General features: G+C 44.8%; 12 protein-coding genes. 6 read left to right on the plus strand and 6 right to left on the minus strand.

All coding sequences use genetic code 11. The features are described from left to right. Window positions 1-176: 176 nt before the first annotated feature. Together ggt and MHN09_RS18600 are read right to left on the minus strand one after the other, a co-directional pair. Complete coding sequence (ggt, locus tag MHN09_RS18595; RefSeq protein WP_239241682.1) at window positions 177-1,934, minus strand: gamma-glutamyltransferase; 1,758 nt, start codon at window positions 1,932-1,934, stop codon at window positions 177-179. Window positions 1,935-1,948: 14 nt separating this feature from the next. Then, the gene (locus MHN09_RS18600; protein ID WP_230598867.1) at window positions 1,949-2,713 is read right to left on the minus strand and encodes an enoyl-CoA hydratase; all 765 of its coding nucleotides are present in this window, start codon (window positions 2,711-2,713) and stop codon (window positions 1,949-1,951) included. 111 nt (window positions 2,714-2,824) lie between these two features. Here MHN09_RS18600 and rrtA point away from each other — a divergent pair, with 111 nt between their 5' ends. After that, on the plus strand, window positions 2,825-3,409 hold the full coding sequence (gene rrtA / locus MHN09_RS18605; protein WP_239241683.1) for a rhombosortase: 585 nt from the start codon (window positions 2,825-2,827) through the stop codon (window positions 3,407-3,409). Between the two features lie 192 nt (window positions 3,410-3,601). Here rrtA and MHN09_RS18610 read toward each other — a convergent pair whose 3' ends face one another. After that, window positions 3,602-6,097, minus strand: coding sequence for a prolyl oligopeptidase family serine peptidase (locus MHN09_RS18610; RefSeq protein WP_239241684.1), 2,496 nt, complete (start codon window positions 6,095-6,097; stop codon window positions 3,602-3,604). Between the two features lie 177 nt (window positions 6,098-6,274). On the opposite strand from MHN09_RS18610, the gene MHN09_RS18615 reads away from it, so the two are divergent. Further along, complete coding sequence (locus MHN09_RS18615; RefSeq protein ID WP_239241685.1) at window positions 6,275-6,829, plus strand: glutathione peroxidase; 555 nt, start codon at window positions 6,275-6,277, stop codon at window positions 6,827-6,829. Between the two features lie 170 nt (window positions 6,830-6,999). Here the strand turns inward: MHN09_RS18615 and MHN09_RS18620 are convergent, their stop codons facing one another. Further along, window positions 7,000-7,602, minus strand: a complete 603-nt coding sequence (locus MHN09_RS18620; protein ID WP_239241686.1) for an NAD(P)H-dependent oxidoreductase — start codon at window positions 7,600-7,602, stop codon at window positions 7,000-7,002. Window positions 7,603-7,841: 239 nt separating this feature from the next. Here MHN09_RS18620 and MHN09_RS18625 point away from each other — a divergent pair, with 239 nt between their 5' ends. Further along, window positions 7,842-10,307 carry a CHRD domain-containing protein gene (locus tag MHN09_RS18625; RefSeq protein ID WP_239241687.1) on the plus strand — a complete coding sequence of 822 codons (2,466 nt, stop codon included), beginning with the start codon at window positions 7,842-7,844 and terminating at the stop codon, window positions 10,305-10,307. 110 nt (window positions 10,308-10,417) lie between these two features. On the opposite strand, the gene MHN09_RS18630 is transcribed toward MHN09_RS18625, so the two are convergent. Then, window positions 10,418-11,659, minus strand: coding sequence for a cystathionine gamma-synthase family protein (locus MHN09_RS18630; protein ID WP_039225530.1), 1,242 nt, complete (start codon window positions 11,657-11,659; stop codon window positions 10,418-10,420). Between the two features lie 97 nt (window positions 11,660-11,756). Next, window positions 11,757-12,392, minus strand: coding sequence for a 1-acyl-sn-glycerol-3-phosphate acyltransferase (locus MHN09_RS18635; protein ID WP_239241688.1), 636 nt, complete (start codon window positions 12,390-12,392; stop codon window positions 11,757-11,759). A 241-nt stretch (window positions 12,393-12,633) separates the two neighbouring features. On the opposite strand from MHN09_RS18635, the gene MHN09_RS18640 reads away from it, so the two are divergent. The 3 genes from MHN09_RS18640 to MHN09_RS18650 all read left to right on the plus strand — a co-directional run bounded on the left by MHN09_RS18640 (window position 12,634) and on the right by MHN09_RS18650 (window position 17,205). Then, window positions 12,634-13,416: an NRDE family protein gene (locus tag MHN09_RS18640; protein ID WP_239241689.1), complete on the plus strand. Its 783-nt coding sequence runs from the start codon at window positions 12,634-12,636 to the stop codon at window positions 13,414-13,416. A 147-nt stretch (window positions 13,417-13,563) separates the two neighbouring features. Then, the gene (locus tag MHN09_RS18645; RefSeq protein WP_014949721.1) at window positions 13,564-14,754 is read left to right on the plus strand and encodes an amino acid aminotransferase; all 1,191 of its coding nucleotides are present in this window, start codon (window positions 13,564-13,566) and stop codon (window positions 14,752-14,754) included. Between the two features lie 285 nt (window positions 14,755-15,039). After that, entirely contained in the window at window positions 15,040-17,205 is a 2,166-nt protein-coding gene (locus MHN09_RS18650; protein ID WP_239241690.1) for a S46 family peptidase, read from the plus strand. The last annotated feature ends 104 nt before the right edge of the window (window positions 17,206-17,309 follow it).

Here is a 17,309-nt window from a genome sequence, read left to right on the forward strand (position 1 = left end):
CACGCCCTTGCCATTCGGATTATCTTCCCCTCAGTCAGGGTGATTCAGGTTTCTTTCAACCTGACGGGTTTGCCAGCTTCGCTGGGCAAACAAAAAAGCGGAAGATATTTAACCTTCCGCTTTCTCTAAGGCAACAGCACATTGCTGCATCTAGTTTTAACTAGGCAAATGTAATATTAGCGCCCTACTGCAATGCCCTCTCTGCGAGGATCTGCGCCGCCAATTAATTTACCTGATTTAAACTGAATGCCATGAAGACCGCTGTTTAAATCCACTACTTCAACGTTATGGCCGAGTGCCTTTAACGGCTCTTCAAGCTCAGCTATTGGTGTGCCCTTCTCTAACGCAGTGTAGTCGTTTCGATTAGTGATTTTAGGAAGATTAATGGCCTGCTGAATATCCAAGCCAAAGTCCAAAACTCCAATTAGGGTTTGAGCGACGTAGCTTACAATTCTAGAGCCGCCCGGCGAGCCTACAACCACCTCTAAATTCCCTTCTTTGTCGAACACCATTGTAGGGCTCATAGCACTTCTAGGACGCTTACCAGGCTCTACGCGATTTGGTACTGGAAAACGGTTTTTGGTTGGCGAAAATGAAAAGTCGGTAAGCTGATTATTAAGCAGGAAGCCTTCTACCATAATCCCAGAACCAAACATGAATTCAATGCTGGTAGTCATTGATACTGCATTGCCCTCTTTGTCTACTATAGAAACGTGTGAGGTATTGGGCAACTCCATTGACGTACCAAGTGCTACATTCGCATCGGCGTAAGGATTACCCGCGCGTTTGCGGCGCCACTCTTTATCAACAGCAATACTCTCGGCACGGCGCTGAAGATAAGCGGTATTAATCATGGCCGCAAACGGCAAGTTAGTAAAATCGCTATCCGCTATGAACTTCTCGCGGTCGGCATACGAAAGCGCACTTGCTTGCGTATACAGGTTGGCAAACTCTACTGAATCCGGTGCGTATTGACTAAGGTTAAAACCTTCTAACATTTTTAGAATTTGATAAACGTTTACGCCACCTGAGCTAGGTGGTGCCATACCGCAAATGCGTTTTTCGTGGTACAAGCCACATACGGGTTCACGTTTTACTGGTTCATAGCTTGCTAAATCTTCCAACGACATTTGGCCAGGGTTAATCTCCGCATTATTAACCGCTTCCACTATTTTTTCGGCAACTTCGCCTTTCAGCAAATAGTCGCTGCCCTTTTCCGCAATACCTCTTAGGGTTTTAGCTAACTTTTTGTTTTTCTTAACCGTGCCTTCTTTTAACGGCAGGCCTGCCGGGAAGAAATAAGTAGAGCTTGCAGGAAAAGTTTTCAGGCCAGGGTGATAGTCTAATGCAACAAGTTTGGCTAAACGCGGCGATACTTTAAAACCGTCTTCAGCTGTTTTGATTGTATCGTCGAACAGCGTATTCCAAGGCAGCTTACCGAACTCGCCCTGAGCCATTTCTAGCGCTTTTACTGCACCAGGCACGCCAACTGACTTACCGCCTACTACGGCATCTAACCAGCGCATTGGCTTATTACCTTCAATAAACCAATGAGAATTGACAGCTTTCGGTGCGGTTTCACGGCCGTCAAAGGTGTGAAGTACTTTGTTCTTATTATCCCAATAAAGGATAAACGCACCACCGCCAATACCTGACGATTGTGGTTCAACCAGCGAAAGCATCGATTGCACAGCTACCGCTGCATCGATCGCACTTCCGCCCTTTTCTAAAATATTCTTTCCCGCCCAAGACGCATAGGGATTTGCCGCTACAACCATATAATCTTCGGCTTCAAATGCCTTTTTCTCTATGTAGCCTGTTGCCGCTTCTGGTTCTCCGACTTCACGTGTTTGTTTCGCGTTCGCACCAAAAATAAAACAGCTAGATAATGCAAGAGTTACCACTGAAGCTCTGAAAAAAGCACTGCGTCTCAAAATAATACTTCCTCTTATTTAAATTTTTCGGGGTTTATTGGGCGTTTTTTAAGAAACGCATCAAACGCTTCTTGAGCTGCGGTTGTGCCCAACGCTTCTAAAAATATATCAAACTCTTCGTTCATTTGTTGGTTTGTTCGCTCTCCGTCACCTTTTAATAGCGCTTTTGTTTGTTTAAGCGAAAATGAAGGCTTGGCGACGAGTTTCTCTACCGTAGTTTGAACCGTTTGATCTATTTCGTGAGCGTCGACAATTTTTGTCAGAATACCAAATTGATAAGCATCAGCAGAGGTAAAGGGTTCGCCCAGCATTAGCCACTCTGCCGCCTTTATATGACCCGCAACCTTAGGCAAAAGATAACTTGATGCATATTCAGGAACAAGCCCTAAGTTGATGAATGGTAGAACAAATCGGGTATCTGGAGTGGCGTAAACAAAATCGCAATGAAGTAAAAGCGTTGTGCCTATGCCCACTGCTAATCCGTGAACTTGTGCAATAACCGGTAAATTACATGCAGCCAAAGCTCGCATAAAGGCAGCTGTTTCTGGCACCTGAGCGTGATCTTGTTGCTGTGCGAAGTCTCCAATGTCATTTCCTGCAGTAAAACAATCGCCCGCGCCTTTAATAACCACCACTTTGGTTGAGCCATCGTTTTTAACACCTAATATGGCATTCGCCATTTCTTGATACATGTCGCGTGTTAACGCATTTTTCTTATCGGTTCGGTTAAGTGTAATGGTTAAGCATTGCTGATTTGTTTCGGTAATAATGTAAGACATAATTACTCCTTTACTGTCGTCTTTTTGTTTTGGGCGTACTTCAGTTTTCACCCTGTAGGCAATTTCTGTATCATAGCCAGCAAATTCTAATTTCAAAAATAACTAACACTGATGATGTCACTGCCGTTTTCGCTTAAGTATAGCGCTGGTCCTTTATTTATTGCGCTATGCTCCGTTGTCGCGTTTTTCTTTGAGCCTATGTCTGGCAATTATTTGGCTTACGACAGGTACGCCATTCAAGGTCTAGAAACTTGGCGAATAGTCAGCGGCAATATCGTGCATACCAATGGCTACCACCTACTTTTAAATTTAGCAGGTCTGGCTTTATTGTGGGCACTCCACGGTGAACATTATCGCATTGGTTTGTACTTAAAAGTTTTTGTGTGGTGCTGTTTGGGAACCAGTATTGGCCTTTATTTTTTCTCTCCAGATCTCATTTGGTACGCAGGCTTATCTGGCGCACTACATGGTATTTTCGCATGGGGCGCCTGTGTTGATATAAAAGAGAAAATGAAGTCGGGTTGGTTATTGCTTATAGGTCTAGCCATCAAGGTGGGATACGAACAAATTGACGGTAGTAGTGAACAAGTTGCAAACCTGATTGACGCAAAAGTTGCCGTAGACGCCCATTTATTCGGTGCGCTTACGGGTATCGCAATCTTTTTACTTATGTTTATTACGGCGAAAAGAAAATAGAAACTCGAGCGATATAGCGTCACTCTTTTTACGCATTTTGATTTGTTAAAGCAGATTAATGTGCTGAAGCAAAAAATGAAGATTTAAAAAAAGGCCCGAATTCATTGAATTTGGGCCTTTTGCTGTATGCCTATTACTTTATGAGCAACCCAGCGCTTCTTAGACGTTAGGCGATTCAAGTAAAGGCTTTGCTTATAAGTTTTCTTCAAATAACTTATAGATACGGCGGTATTCATCAAGCCAAGAGCTTGGCTGCACAAAGCCATGTGGCTCTACCGGATAAATGGCCGTTTCAAAATCTTCTTTCTCAAGCTCGATAAGACGCTGTACCAATCGCACGGTGTCGTGGAAAAACACGTTGTCATCAACCATTGGCGCATTGATAAGCAACGGCTTTTCTAATCCATCGGCAAAATAAATTGGCGAGCTACGCTCAAACGCAATGGGGTCGATATCAGGCGTATTAAGAATATTAGCCGTATATGGCGTGTTGTAGTGGGCCCAATCGGTTACCGGACGAAGTGCTGCACCTGCCGCAAACAGATCTGGCGCAGTAAACATAGACATAAAGGTCAAGAAGCCGCCGTATGAACCGCCGTATGTGCCAATACGCTCACGATCTACATTTGCATTTTCAACAAGCCAGTTAACACCATCACGCAAATCTTGCACTTCAGGCGTACCCATTTGACGATAAATAGCGGTTCGCCAATCACGTCCGTAGCCAGCACTAGCGCGATAGTCCATATCTAGTACGACATAGCCTTGCTGCACGAGCATGCTATGGAACATGTATTCTCGGAAGTAACCAGACCACCCCATGTGGGCGTTTTGCAAGTAGCCTGCACCGTGATTAAACACTACCGCTTTATTTGGTGCCGTCTTGTCGTAATTTTCCGGTAAATATACTCGTGCGTAAATAGGTGCATCGGTATGCGACGATTCAATAGCAACGATGTTAGGCACCGCCCATGGAAGTGCATTAAAATCTGCACTGGTGCTTTGCGTGATTTGCTTTACCGCTGTTGTTTCGTTTGCTGGCTTAATGTAAAGCTCTTGTGGCTGATTCACCTTGCTATGGCTTAGCAGCAAATTTTTACCATCAGGGCTAAGTGAGTAGTCTGTCATACCATTCAAATCAGTCATGGTATCGATGGTATTGTCACTTAAATCTGCACGATAAACTTCGTAAAGCCCCGGGTGCTCCATGTTAGCTTTAAAGTAGATATAATTGTCATCGCTAGAAAGCGTTAAATCGTCAACAATAAAAAGGCCGCTGGTTAGCGCGACAGGTTTCTCGCCAGGCTTTTGAACGTATAAGTGCGAGTAACCAGTATGCTCAGATTGATAGTAAAGTGTTTCGCTGTCATTTAGCCAATCAAATGCGTTGAAACGGTAGTTTACCCACGCATCGTCATGAAGCCTATGTTGGTTTTCTAGCGTTTTATTCGCTAAGTCGACCGTTGCAATCCAGCGGTCTTTGTTGTCCCACGCTTCTAGCATAACGGCAACAGCGTTACCGTTTTTGTGCCAGCGAATCGAAGGCTTAGTCCAATACCAGCTTTGCAGTAAGGTAATGTCGCGCGGCAAACGATTAACTTCATAGGTCTCGCCTTTTGCCTTCGCGTTTTCTGCTTTTACGTCAGCAAGTACGTCGTCATTGTAGCCAGGCAAATTAAAGTATTTAAGTTCACTCTTCTCGCCAGTTTTCAAATTAAGCAGCCACAGTTCATGATTTACCGATTGTGCATCTGCAACACGTTGGCGTACCGGCTTCGCGGCAATGCGGCTGTCTTCTTGGATATAATGCGGCATGATGTCGCTGTCATCACGAGTCGGCTTACTTTCCGTGGTTGCTACTACCGCGAAGTTACCCGCAGGTGATACGCTAATACCCGCTAGTCGATGCGACTTATCAAAGTAAAACGGCGTAGGTGCTACACTGCTGTTTTCTTTGGCCAACGCTTTTTGAGCGTCGTCTTTTTCTTGTCTGTTTTTGCGCTGTAGTTTGATGTATTCCACCAGCGACTGTTGCTGCTCGGCAATATAATCTTTAGGCGGCTCAGCCGCTTTGGGTTCGTCGCTAAACTCCCAGCTCAATAATTCTTCGCGGGTGCCGTTAGATAGGTCTATAGCAATAAATTTGTTACCGCTTAACGCCATTAAGCGGCCATCAGTCATAAATGAAAGCGTTGACAGCGCATTCCCGCCACGCGCTATACGCACGGTTTCACCGTTGGTAAATTGCACATAAACACTGTCTTCAAATGAATAAGCAATTACACCATCATTTCTTACTACACGTTCGTCAAAACGATACTTGTGCAAATCTGACAACGGTGCTTTTACGGCATTTGCAGGGTTTGAGAGTTCAGCAACATAAACATCTGTTAACGCGCTATTCTGTCTTTCTTTTTCAAAAACAATTTTATCGCCATTGACCGACCACCCCATACCTTCGGGTAGCGCGCCCATCCATTGAGGATCTGACATTATTTGCTTTAAAGTAATTTCACCATTTTTCACGCTGTTCTGAGGCGCGACATCGGGTGTAACGGTTTGCTGGACAGTAGCAGCAGGAAGCGATGTAGACGCTGCTTGGCTAGATGGTTCGTTAGTCGTGCTTGCACATCCGCCCAACGCAAAAGTAACGCTAGCCGCGATGAGTAAAGAAGAGTATTTTTTCATTATTTTAAGTCGTTGTTATGTAAAAAACGTTAACATTATACGCAGAGCAGTTACTAATACGCTAACGTTCATCGATTGAGATAGTGAACCAAACGTAAACCATCTGCGTTTATGGTTGTGAAACTGGTCTGTCGGCCTGAACAAAATAACAAAAATTCACTGATGAGGTAAAACACTATGAAAGCGAAAGGTTTTGTACCTGCGTTGCTTGCGCTCAGCTTTTTCACGACTCCTAGCTTTGCGAGCGAGTGCCCCAGCGTACTAAAGTTCATGAAGCGTAAGCTCAACTCACAAGAAACGGTGAATTTGTGTAACGAATATGCCGGAAAGACCCTTTTAGTGGTGAACACAGCCAGCTATTGCGGCTACACGCCACAATTTGAAGGTTTAGAAGCCCTTTATAGTGACTACAAAGACAAAGATTTTGTAGTACTTGGCTTCCCGTCGCACGATTTTAACCAAGAAGATAATGATGAAGGCAAAACGGCAGAACTGTGTGAATTGACTTATGGCGTAAAGTTTCCGATGTTTGAACCGATATCGGTAAAAGGTGAAGACGCCGAGCCTATGTATAGAATGCTAAAAACCGCCACCGGCAAAGCGCCATCATGGAACTTTAATAAGTACCTTATTGACAGCTCCGGTAAGCAAATAACCCACTACCCTAGTTCAACAAAGCCTACTGATCCGGCTTTTATCGCTGACATAGAGGCACTCCTCAAAAGCGAATAAACCCGCGAATATTAACGCTGCCTATAGGTCACACCAAACGAGAATCTAAAAGCCGCGCATAAAAAAGCCCCGCGTAACACGCGGGGCAATCAAGCACACTCAACTTGGAACACACTTTTAGCTGAAAACATACTTCCTACGTTTTAGCTAACTGCATTAATTTAGTGTGTTTAGTTGTTGGTTAGTTCAATAATTTTTTCGCTTGCTTCAGAAAAAGCCTTGTTTGCTTGCTCTTCGCCCATGTTAAGTCCTTCAGCGTAAACGAATTTAACGTCACTGACACCAACAAAATTTAAAAAGTGTTTTAAATACGGCGTTTGCGTATCAAAGTCTGAACCTGCATACACACCACCACGCGCGGCAAAAACAGTCGCTGATTTATTTTCTAGCAATCCGACAGGACTTGTCTCGGTATACTTAAATGTTATACCAGCTCTTGCAATACGGTCGAAGTAAGCTTTTAAGCTCGATGGGATGCCAAAGTTGTACATTGGCACGGCTAGCACAATTTCGTCAGCCGCTTTTACTGCTTCAACAATGTCATCAGAGACTTTTGCCAATGCCTGTTGTGATTCATTTCGCTCAGACGCCTCAGTCATCCACGCTTGCATTTCTTCACCTGTTAAATGAGGCAGTGCCAGAGAGGCAACATCCACGCGGTTAATGTGCACAGAACCGTCATTCTCAATTTTTGAAAGGTACTCGTTTGCAAGCTTTGAAGAATTACCTTGGGCGCCATTTAGGCTGGAAAATATAGCCAGTACTTTTTTCATGCCGAACTCCAATATTCGTTGTTTCGATAATATATGGCTATATTACGGCAATCGGGTGGGATGAAAATATCAAAAACATGAAGGCTTCGTTCTATTTTGTAGAACAGACTGCCAAGGAAAAAAACAAATGTGAAATTATTGAAAATATTACATTACGTTAATGTTGCAAGGAGGTTGATCTTCTCTTATTTGCTCAGCGTAACCGAGTTTGCCACAACACAATTAAGAGGATACAAAATATGAGAAGGACCAAAGCGCTCCTTGCATGTTCAATATTACCACTGTTTTTAATTGGCTGCTCGGATGACGACGACGATGTCGTACAAGAGCCCACACCCGCCCCGGAATACGCAAACGTTCGAGTTGTTCACGCAGCATCAGACGCACCAATGGTAAACATCACTGCTAATGACGCCATACTCAACGATCTCGAAAGCGTTGATTACCAAGTCGCTTCATCTCGCTTCGAAGTTGAGACAGGCATGTACGATATTGGTGTTACAGGCATTCTTCCAGGTGAAAACGCTGAAGTGTTGCAAGCTGACGTTACTTTAGAAGCTGACATGAACTACGATATTTTTGCAGTAGGTAATGTTGGCGATGAGTCGTTATCGCTTTTAACAGTGACCAGTATGGAAACCGCAGTTGACGCGGGTAATGCTCAAGTACAGATTGTACATGCAGCATCAATGGCACCTATGGTTGATATTTATGTTACGGCACCAGATACAGATATCACTGCCGAGCAGCCGCTTGTTACTGCTGAATTTACTGACGCAACCGATTTAATTCAAGTACCTGCGGGTGATTATCAAATTCGTATTACACCGGCCGGTGAGACAACGGTTGTATACGACTCTGGTACGGTAAACCTTGCAGACGGTGCTGATTTGCTTATCGCTGCTACTAATAACGTAGGTACCGGCGATTCACCAGTAACATTACTGGCCGCGGACGGTGATGGAAGCTTCAAGATTTGGGATGCAGAAGCAGGTGCTGCTATCCGCGTTGTGCACGGTATCAGCGACGCACCAGCGGTTGATGTTGTAGCAAATAACGAAATAGTATTGGTGGACGGAATACAGTTCCCGCGCACCACAGACTATTTGTCTGTTGCAGCCGGTGACTATCTCATTGACGTTGTAGCCGATAGCGACAACAGTGTTGTGGCAATTGACGATGTTGAGTTGACGCTAGAAGTAGGTATGTCTTATACCGCTATCGCAAACAACGTTTTGGCTGCACCAGAACTTGATGTGCTTGTTGATATGCCCCGCTCCGTAGCGACAGAAGCGAAAGTGCGTATTGTACATGCTTCACCTTCAGCAGGTAACGTCGATATTTATGTAACTGCAGACGGCGAAATTGATGCTGTCGACCCAGCATTTGCTGATATAGCATATGAAACAGGTGACTTGGTTGAAACTGGTTATGTAAGTCTTGCTGAAGGTGATTATGTGGTCACTGTTACACCAACAGGTACCAAAACAGTAGCGATAGAAACCGGCGTTTTAACGCTTGAGAATGGTGAGATTTACACTGCTATCGCACTAGATGGCGCGATGGAAGGTGATTTACCTCAATTAGCGTTGCTTGATGGCCTAGCACCACCTCCACCAGCTTTTAATGCTGACATGACTTACAATGTAAACTTAAGTGGGTCACAAGAAGTGCCTGCCGTAACTACTATGTCTATGGCAACTGCAGTGGTCGAAATTGACGAAGACTTACCGGCGTTTAGCGTAAGTGTTGACGTATCAGGCTTAACGGATGTTACTGGTGTACACGTACACGATGGCGGCATTGGTATGAATGGGCCGGTTGCTTTCCCACTGACAGATGCTGGTAATGGAACTTATGTTCTCGCTGAAACTAATATTTCACCTAGCAATTTAGACGCGCTAACTAGCGGTGAGTGGTATTTAAATGTTCACACTACCGCTAACCCTAATGGCGAAGTGCGTGGTCAGATTGTTCCCGATACAACTGCGGTAGTAACATTCTCACTAAGCGGCAGCCAAGAGGTACCAGCAGTTGACACCATGGCAATGGGGTCTGGCTATGCGCTCTTCGACACCACAAACAACAACGTTTCTCTTGTGGCGGTAACCACTATTGAAAATGCGACTATGGCGCACATTCATACTGGGTTTGCTGGTGAAAATGGTGACGTACTTGTAGGACTTGTGGAAAGTGAAAGCACCGCTGGCGTTTGGATGACAGACGGAAGCATAGCACTAGATGAAGCCACAGCTACGCAACTACTGGCAGGTGGTCATTATGTGAATGTGCATACAGCAGCTAATACTGGTGGTGAAATTCGCGGCCAAATCACACCTGATAGTATTGAAGTGTACGGCATCATTGCCAACGGCCTACAAGAAGTGCCTGCAGTAACTACAACAGCAAGCGGCGCTGGTGCATTTACTTTGAATACATCTACAGGTGCACTGTCAGGCAGCGTTACCATTACCGGTATGACAGCAAACATGGCTCACATTCACGAGGGTGAAATGGGCGTAAATGGAGATGTTCTAATTGGACTTACTGCTGGTACCAGCGGTATGTGGTCTGTGCCAGCTAATACTACGTTAACTGCTGAGCAAATGAATGTTATGGCAGACGGAGGTCTTTACACTAACTTCCACTCAGATGCATTCCCAAGCGGTGAAATTCGTGGACAAATTACGCTAGGTTTTGACTAGTCAAAAATAGCTAAACCCATTGTGTTTCAATTATATTGAGACCCAATTAATCTAAAATAAAAAAAGGGGCAAACGCCCCTTTTTTGTGTTTCTCGACAAGAAAATTTTATCTATATGGTATTTAGCGCCGTGTCGAAATCTGCAATCAGATCCTGAGTGTCTTCAATACCTACCGAAATACGCAGCATGGTATCGGAAATACCCATTAACTCACGCTCTTCTGCCGTGTTCTCAAAATAAATAGTAGGCGCAACTGGAAGCGCTAAGGTGCGATTATCCCCTAAGTGCGTGGCGCAAATAACTAACTTCATTTCGTTTAAAAACGCCACTGGATCAGCACCGTCGATAAGGTCAAAACTCAAAATTGCGCCATAGCCGTCGTTTAGGTATTCCCGTGCCATGAAATGCTGAGGGTGGTCGGCAAGACCTGGATAAAAGACTTTAGATACCTTGGGATGATTATCTAGGAACGTCGCCAACTGCATAGCATTATGCTGACTTCGTGATAAACGTAAATCTAAGGTTTCCATGCCTAGGGCAATGGCCGTCGCTGATTGCGGTGCCAATGTAGCGCCTAAATCGCGTAAACCTTTCTTTTTAATTTGCGTAATGCCCCACTGTGCAGTATCTGCAACCTGATAAGCCGGTTTTAGGTTACTAAACTTACTCCAATCATAGTTACCCGTATCGATGACAGCACCACCTAAAACGTTACCGTGACCTGCAATGTATTTTGTCAGCGAGCAAAACACTAACGACGCTTTAACATCTTTAGCGTAAAAAACAGGGGGTGGCGTCATGGTGTTATCAACCATAAACAGCATGTGCTTCTCTTCGCAGAATTGACCAATGGCGTGAAGGTCGGCCACCTGTGTCACTGGGTTAGCTACGGTTTCGGTGTAAACGCCTTTTGTGTTTGGCTGGTAAGCTTCTTTGACTTGCTGAATGTCGGTCACATCTGTGTAGGTAACCTGCACACCAAAATCTTTAATGGTTTCAAAAAAGCTTCGCGTATTACCAAATAGGTATTGGCTTACAATTAAATGGTCGCCGGCTTTGAGTAAAGCAAATAACGAGCTGCTTATCGCCGCCATTCCGGTTGAGTAACATAAGGTACCCACACCGCCTTCCAGATCATTGAGCATATTTTGCAGTGCCGCCACAGAAGGTGACGATGAACGAGAATAAACATGAGCAGCTCGTTTACCTTGAAACGCATCGATGATGCCCTGCGCATCTTTAAACTCGAAAAGAACTGAATTAGACGTGCTGCTGTGAACACCACCATGTTCAGGCGTATTTAGCATGCGATCAGAATGAACCTGACGGGTTGTGAATCCCAATTTTGTCACGGGTGAAGCTCCGAAAATAGATGTTTGCGACCGAGCCGAGCGCGCACCAGTACTCTGAGTTGATACGGTTGCGTACTTACCACTTCAATAGAAATGATTATGGCTTTGTAATGCAGTTTTTAGGATATTTTGCGCAAACATTATCATAAAACGTATAAATAGTTTGCATTTGTTCATCTATGTTAGTCACTTTCTGAATAATTGGCCCCAACACAATCATCTTTCTGGCGTAGTCCAACCCAATGACTTGTATAGGAATTTCGGCTTCTCTTGCAATGTGCATAAAGCCTGTTTTCCATGGATAAATGGGGCTTCGCGTACCCTCTGGCGCTAACGCGAGTATTAATTCATCGGCTTCCTTTATCTTATTTGCAATAGACGTGACCACCCCATGCGCTTTACTTCTCTCTATAGGAATACCGCCTAATCTTCTAACAATAGTGCCCAAAGGGGGCGCAAAGATGGTGTGCTTTCCGAAAAAATTAATGTTTAGCTTAAAGGAAAAAACCACGAACAAGCCAATAAAGAAGTCCCAGTTCGATGTATGCGGTGCTACCGCTAAAATGGCTTTTTTCTGATTGATTAGTTCGCCTTCTACACGCCAGCCCCTTTTTGTCAGCACCCAAGCTGCGAACGACGACAACCAGTTGGGCCACTTGCGAGGGACATGCTCTCCAACGTTGACACTATTGGCCCGTTGAGAGTGGGTTTGAGGGTGTGAGGTTTTCGTCATTATTATTATGCTCTGCTTACTACACTTAGGTTATCTATTTGCTAATTTATTTTCTGAGGCTTCGAAGTGGAATGCCGTAACGAAAAGCGCTTTACTTTCCATATTGTACCCGCATATTAATTAACAGAGTAAAACGTTGGAGTGTGCGCAGTTTGGCGAAGAGTAATCAAAATAGGTTTGTAACGCAATTGTTAACAAAACAGCGTTTTGAATTCTTAGAGAATATGGGCTTAATATAGCTATGTGTATTTTATTTATCGCAAACAATATGCGAGATGACTACCCGCTTATCATCGCTGCGAATCGGGATGAGTTTTACGCACGACCAACCGCGCCGTCTTCATTCTGGAAAAGCCACCCGCATTTGCTCGCCGGACAAGACTTAGAAGCTAATGGAACCTGGATGGGTGTTACGCGTAACGGATATGTGGCGGCGCTTACTAATGTAAGGGACCCACACAACATCAATAAAAATGCGGTATCGCGAGGTGAATTAGTCGCCAACTGGCTGAAGCACAACTCAGTCGAAATGAAGCCTGTTACACAATCACAATACTTGGCAACGCTAGAAAAAACGCGCCACCGATACAACGGCTACAACCTGTTATTCGGAGATATAAATTCGCTTAAGGTTTACAACAACGTAAACAATTCGACCCACATTATCGACACTGGTGTCTACGGTTTGTCTAACGCGGATATTGCCACACCTTGGCCAAAAGTCACGCAGGGCGTTACCGCATTGAACAATTATGTCACCAAACAAAACATCATTAATGATGAAGACTTATTTGATATTTTACGTTACGACAATAAAGCCGACGATGCCCTGTTACCCGACACGGGCGTAGGCTATGAGTGGGAAAAGGCGCTGTCTTCCATTTTTATTCAATCCGAAAAATACGGAACACGCACCTCTACACTGCTATTAGTAGATAAAAACAATACGCTGACCTGGAAAGAACGACGCTTTTCAGACAAAGGCGAAGCACAAGAAACCCGCGCTTTTTCTTTTTCAATTTAGGGTGTTTTTGAAATGAAACTTTCGTTTACGTTTTCTTTCCTCGACTAATTGAAATATTTTCAACCTTTAGGGGTCGTTTTTTCTACCATCGGTGGCATAATGCCAGCCTGCTATCTTTTGCATACCAACGTAACGTGAGGACATATCGTGTTTGAAGTATTACCCCATCTCGCCCCAGATCCAATTCTTGGCCTGTCAGCTGCTTTTCGTGAAGACACCAACCCAAACAAAATCGATTTAGGTGTTGGCGTATATAAAGATGAGCAAGGTAATACCCCTATTCTTTCAAGTGTCGCAAAAGCGCAAAAAGTGCTTTTAGATACCGAAACTAGCAAAACCTACATCACGCCTCAGGGCAACCAAGGTTTTATCGACGGTATGTTGTCTTTGCTATTAGGTAAGACTAGCCCCGTTCTATTAGCAGACCGCGTTGCAGCGGTTCAAGCTCCAGGTGGTTGTGGTGCATTGCGTATTCTTTCAGAACTACTTGCCCGTTGTAACGACAACGCTAAAGTATGGGTAAGCGACCCGACATGGGCGAACCACATTCCACTTATCGGCTCTGCGGGTCTTAAAATCGAAACCTACCCGTACTTCGATAAAGCGTCAGCAAGCATTCGCTTTGACGCTATGATGGAAACCCTTCGCAAAACTGAAAAAGGCGATATCGTTCTTCTACACGGTTGCTGTCACAACCCTACAGGTGCAGATCTTACTAATGCCCAATGGGATGAAGTACTAGAAGTAGCAAAAGAGCGCGAATTCCTGCCTTTCATTGATGTGGCTTACCTAGGTTTTGGTGAAGGCTTAGAAGAAGACGCGTACGGCATGCGTTTGTTGGTAGAAAACCTACCAGAGGTTATCGTTGCAGCTTCTTGCTCTAAGAACTTTGGCCTTTATCGCGAACGTGTTGGTTTGGCTGCCATCATTACTGAAGATTCAGCAACCCGTAAAATTGCTCAGGGTCAAATTCAGTCAATCGCACGTGGCATCTACTCTATGCCACCGAGCTACGGCGGCGCGTTGGTAGACATTATCCTAGCTGACGAAGCACTTAACAACGAGTGGGTATCTGAAGTGAACGAAATGCGCGATCGCATGAAATCACTCCGTGCAATGCTAGTTCAAAACCTTCACGATAATGGCTCGCCTAAAGACTTTAGCTTCGTAAACGACCAAAAAGGTATGTTCTCGTTCTTGTGTATTACTCCAGAGCAAGTGCGCGAAGTGCGTGAAAAGCACAGTGTGTATTTTGTTGATTCTAGCCGCGTGAACATTGCGGGCATCAACCAAGAAAACGTAGAAACACTTGCTAAAGCATTGGTATCAGTGCTTTAAGTACGAACTATTGATTCTTAAGATTCGAAAGGCAGGGTTCACACCCTGCTTTTTTATTGCCTTCAAATTACCCGTCTTCCTATTTCTGCGATGAACGCCCCAACCACGCTGTCAGTAGCGGTTAGTCACACTTTTTAACAAATTCACGCAGTGCGCTATACGCCTTTTAGTAGGGCAAGCCGGATATAATCGTTACACTGTAACAATGTTGACGTACACGTTAACTTGGTATTTATTACGACTGACTTATAACAATGAGATTAACGACAAGAACAAGGATCACCCATGTCTAAAGTAAGTGTATTTTGTCTTTCTGCCGCGCTACTTGGCAGTGCAATGCAAGTAAATGCTAAGGAAGGCATGTTCACGCCAGAACAACTCCCTTCAATTGCCGGCGATTTAAAAGAAACAGGCTTAGCAATCCCTGCTAGTAGTATTAACGACCTAACCGCGTTTCCTATGGGCGCGATTGTTTCATTAGGTGGCTGTTCAGCATCGTTTGTCTCTGACAAAGGCTTGGCCGTTACTAATCACCACTGTGCGCGCGGCTCTGTTCAATATAACAGCACCCCAGAAAACAACTATTTAAAAGATGGTTTCCTAGCAAAAGAAATTGGTGAAGAACTGCCGGCCGCGCCGGGTACACGCATGTTCGTTACGGTCGATTTTTCTGATGTAACCGACAACGTCATTGGCGGTATCAGTGATGACGTTCAAGGCCGCGAGCGCTACGACCTCATTGAAGCGAACCGCAAAGCATTAATTGCAGAATGTGAGTCTGAAGCGGGCTTCCGCTGCTCTGTGCCTTCGTTTTTCCAAGGCCTTGAGTATAAGCTAATTAAGCAAATGGAAATTCGTGACGTGCGCATTGCCTACGCGCCTGCTGATTCAATTGGTAAATACGGTGGTGATGTAGATAACTGGATGTGGCCTCGTCATACGGGCGACTTCTCTTTCTATCGTGCTTATGTGGGTAAAGACGGTAAACCTGCTGATTACAGTGAAGAGAACGTGCCGTTTAAACCTGAGCATTTCTTAAAAGTTTCGGCAGCTGGACTTGAAGACGGCGACTTTGTTATGGCAGCGGGCTACCCTGGCTCTACTAATCGCTATGCACGTTTATCACAAGTGTCGTACACGTTTGATTGGTTATATCCCACTTACCTTGAACTGGTAGACGCGTGGATCAAGACTATCGAAAGTGCATCTGAAGAAGGCAGCGATGCGCGTATCAAATACGAAGCATTGTTAGCGGGTCTTAACAACTTCCACAAAAATACGTTAGGCCAGCTTTCTGGCGCTAAACGCGTTGGACTTGTTCCACGTCGCGCTGAGCGTGAAGAGCAACTAGCTGCATGGCTTGATAAAAACGGTAAGAGTGAAATGAAGCAAGCACTTGCCGATCTTGATGCGGTTAGTGCTGAACAAATGCAAATGAACAAGCAAAACTTCTGGTACAACAACCTAAGTCGTGCACAACTCTTGTCATCAGCCCAAACCCTTTATCGCAATGCCATCGAAAAAGAAAAGCCGGACGCAGAACGTGAATCTGGATTTCAGGAGCGCGATCAAATTCGTCTGAAAGAAGGCGTAGAGCGTATTGAGCGTCGCTTTGATCCGGCCGTTGATCAGGCCGTTTGGCAAAAAATGATTAGTATGTACCTTGAACAGCCAGAAGAAAACCGAGTAGCCGCGTTCGATAAAGCAGTAGGCATTGATAGTGATACTGACGGAAAAACACTTCAGAAGAAGTTAAAGGCGTTTTACGACAAGACTTCATTGACTAACACTGAAGAACGTTTGAAATGGTTAACTGCAAGCCGCGCTGATTTCGAAAATAGCAACGACCCGTTCATTAAACTTGCGGTTGCCCTGTTCGATACCGAGATGGCTATTGAAGATAAGAGCAAAACGCTAAGCGGTAAAGCTGCAGCGCTTCGCCCTAAATACATGAGTGCCATTATTGAGTGGCAAAAATCTTTGGGCAGCCTTGCTTATCCAGATGCAAACAGTACGCTGCGCGTTACTTACGGTAATGTAATGGGCGGCTCGCCAAAAGACGGCCTAATTTACGAGCCGTTTACTCGTCTTGAAGGTATTACCGAAAAAGACACGGGCGAGACACCTTTCGACTCTCCTAAAAAGCAGCTTACGCTTATTGAGGACAAGAAATATGGACCTTACAAGTTAGAAGCTATTAACAGCGTGCCGGTGAACTTCCTTACCGATTTAGATTCAACCGGCGGTAACTCAGGCTCAGCAACGCTTAACGCAAAAGCAGAGCTTATCGGTCTGTTGTTTGACGGTACGTTCGAGAGCGTTAATTCTGATTGGGATTTTGACCCGAAAACAACCCGTACCATCCATGTAGATAGCCGGTACATGTTATGGGTAATGGAATACGTTGACGGTGCAACGAACCTCATCGAAGAGATGACCATCGTTAAATAACCACCAAATAATGGGGTCAGAGTCTGAGGGATCCCCACGAATTTAATTCCATGTGCCTGCGGTCCAGGCCCCGTCGACTATGGAGCTGTACCATTTGAGTGCAG

The sequence above is a fragment of the Alteromonas sp. MmMcT2-5 genome, from assembly GCF_022348315.1.
Lineage (GTDB): Bacteria > Pseudomonadota > Gammaproteobacteria > Enterobacterales > Alteromonadaceae > Alteromonas > Alteromonas macleodii.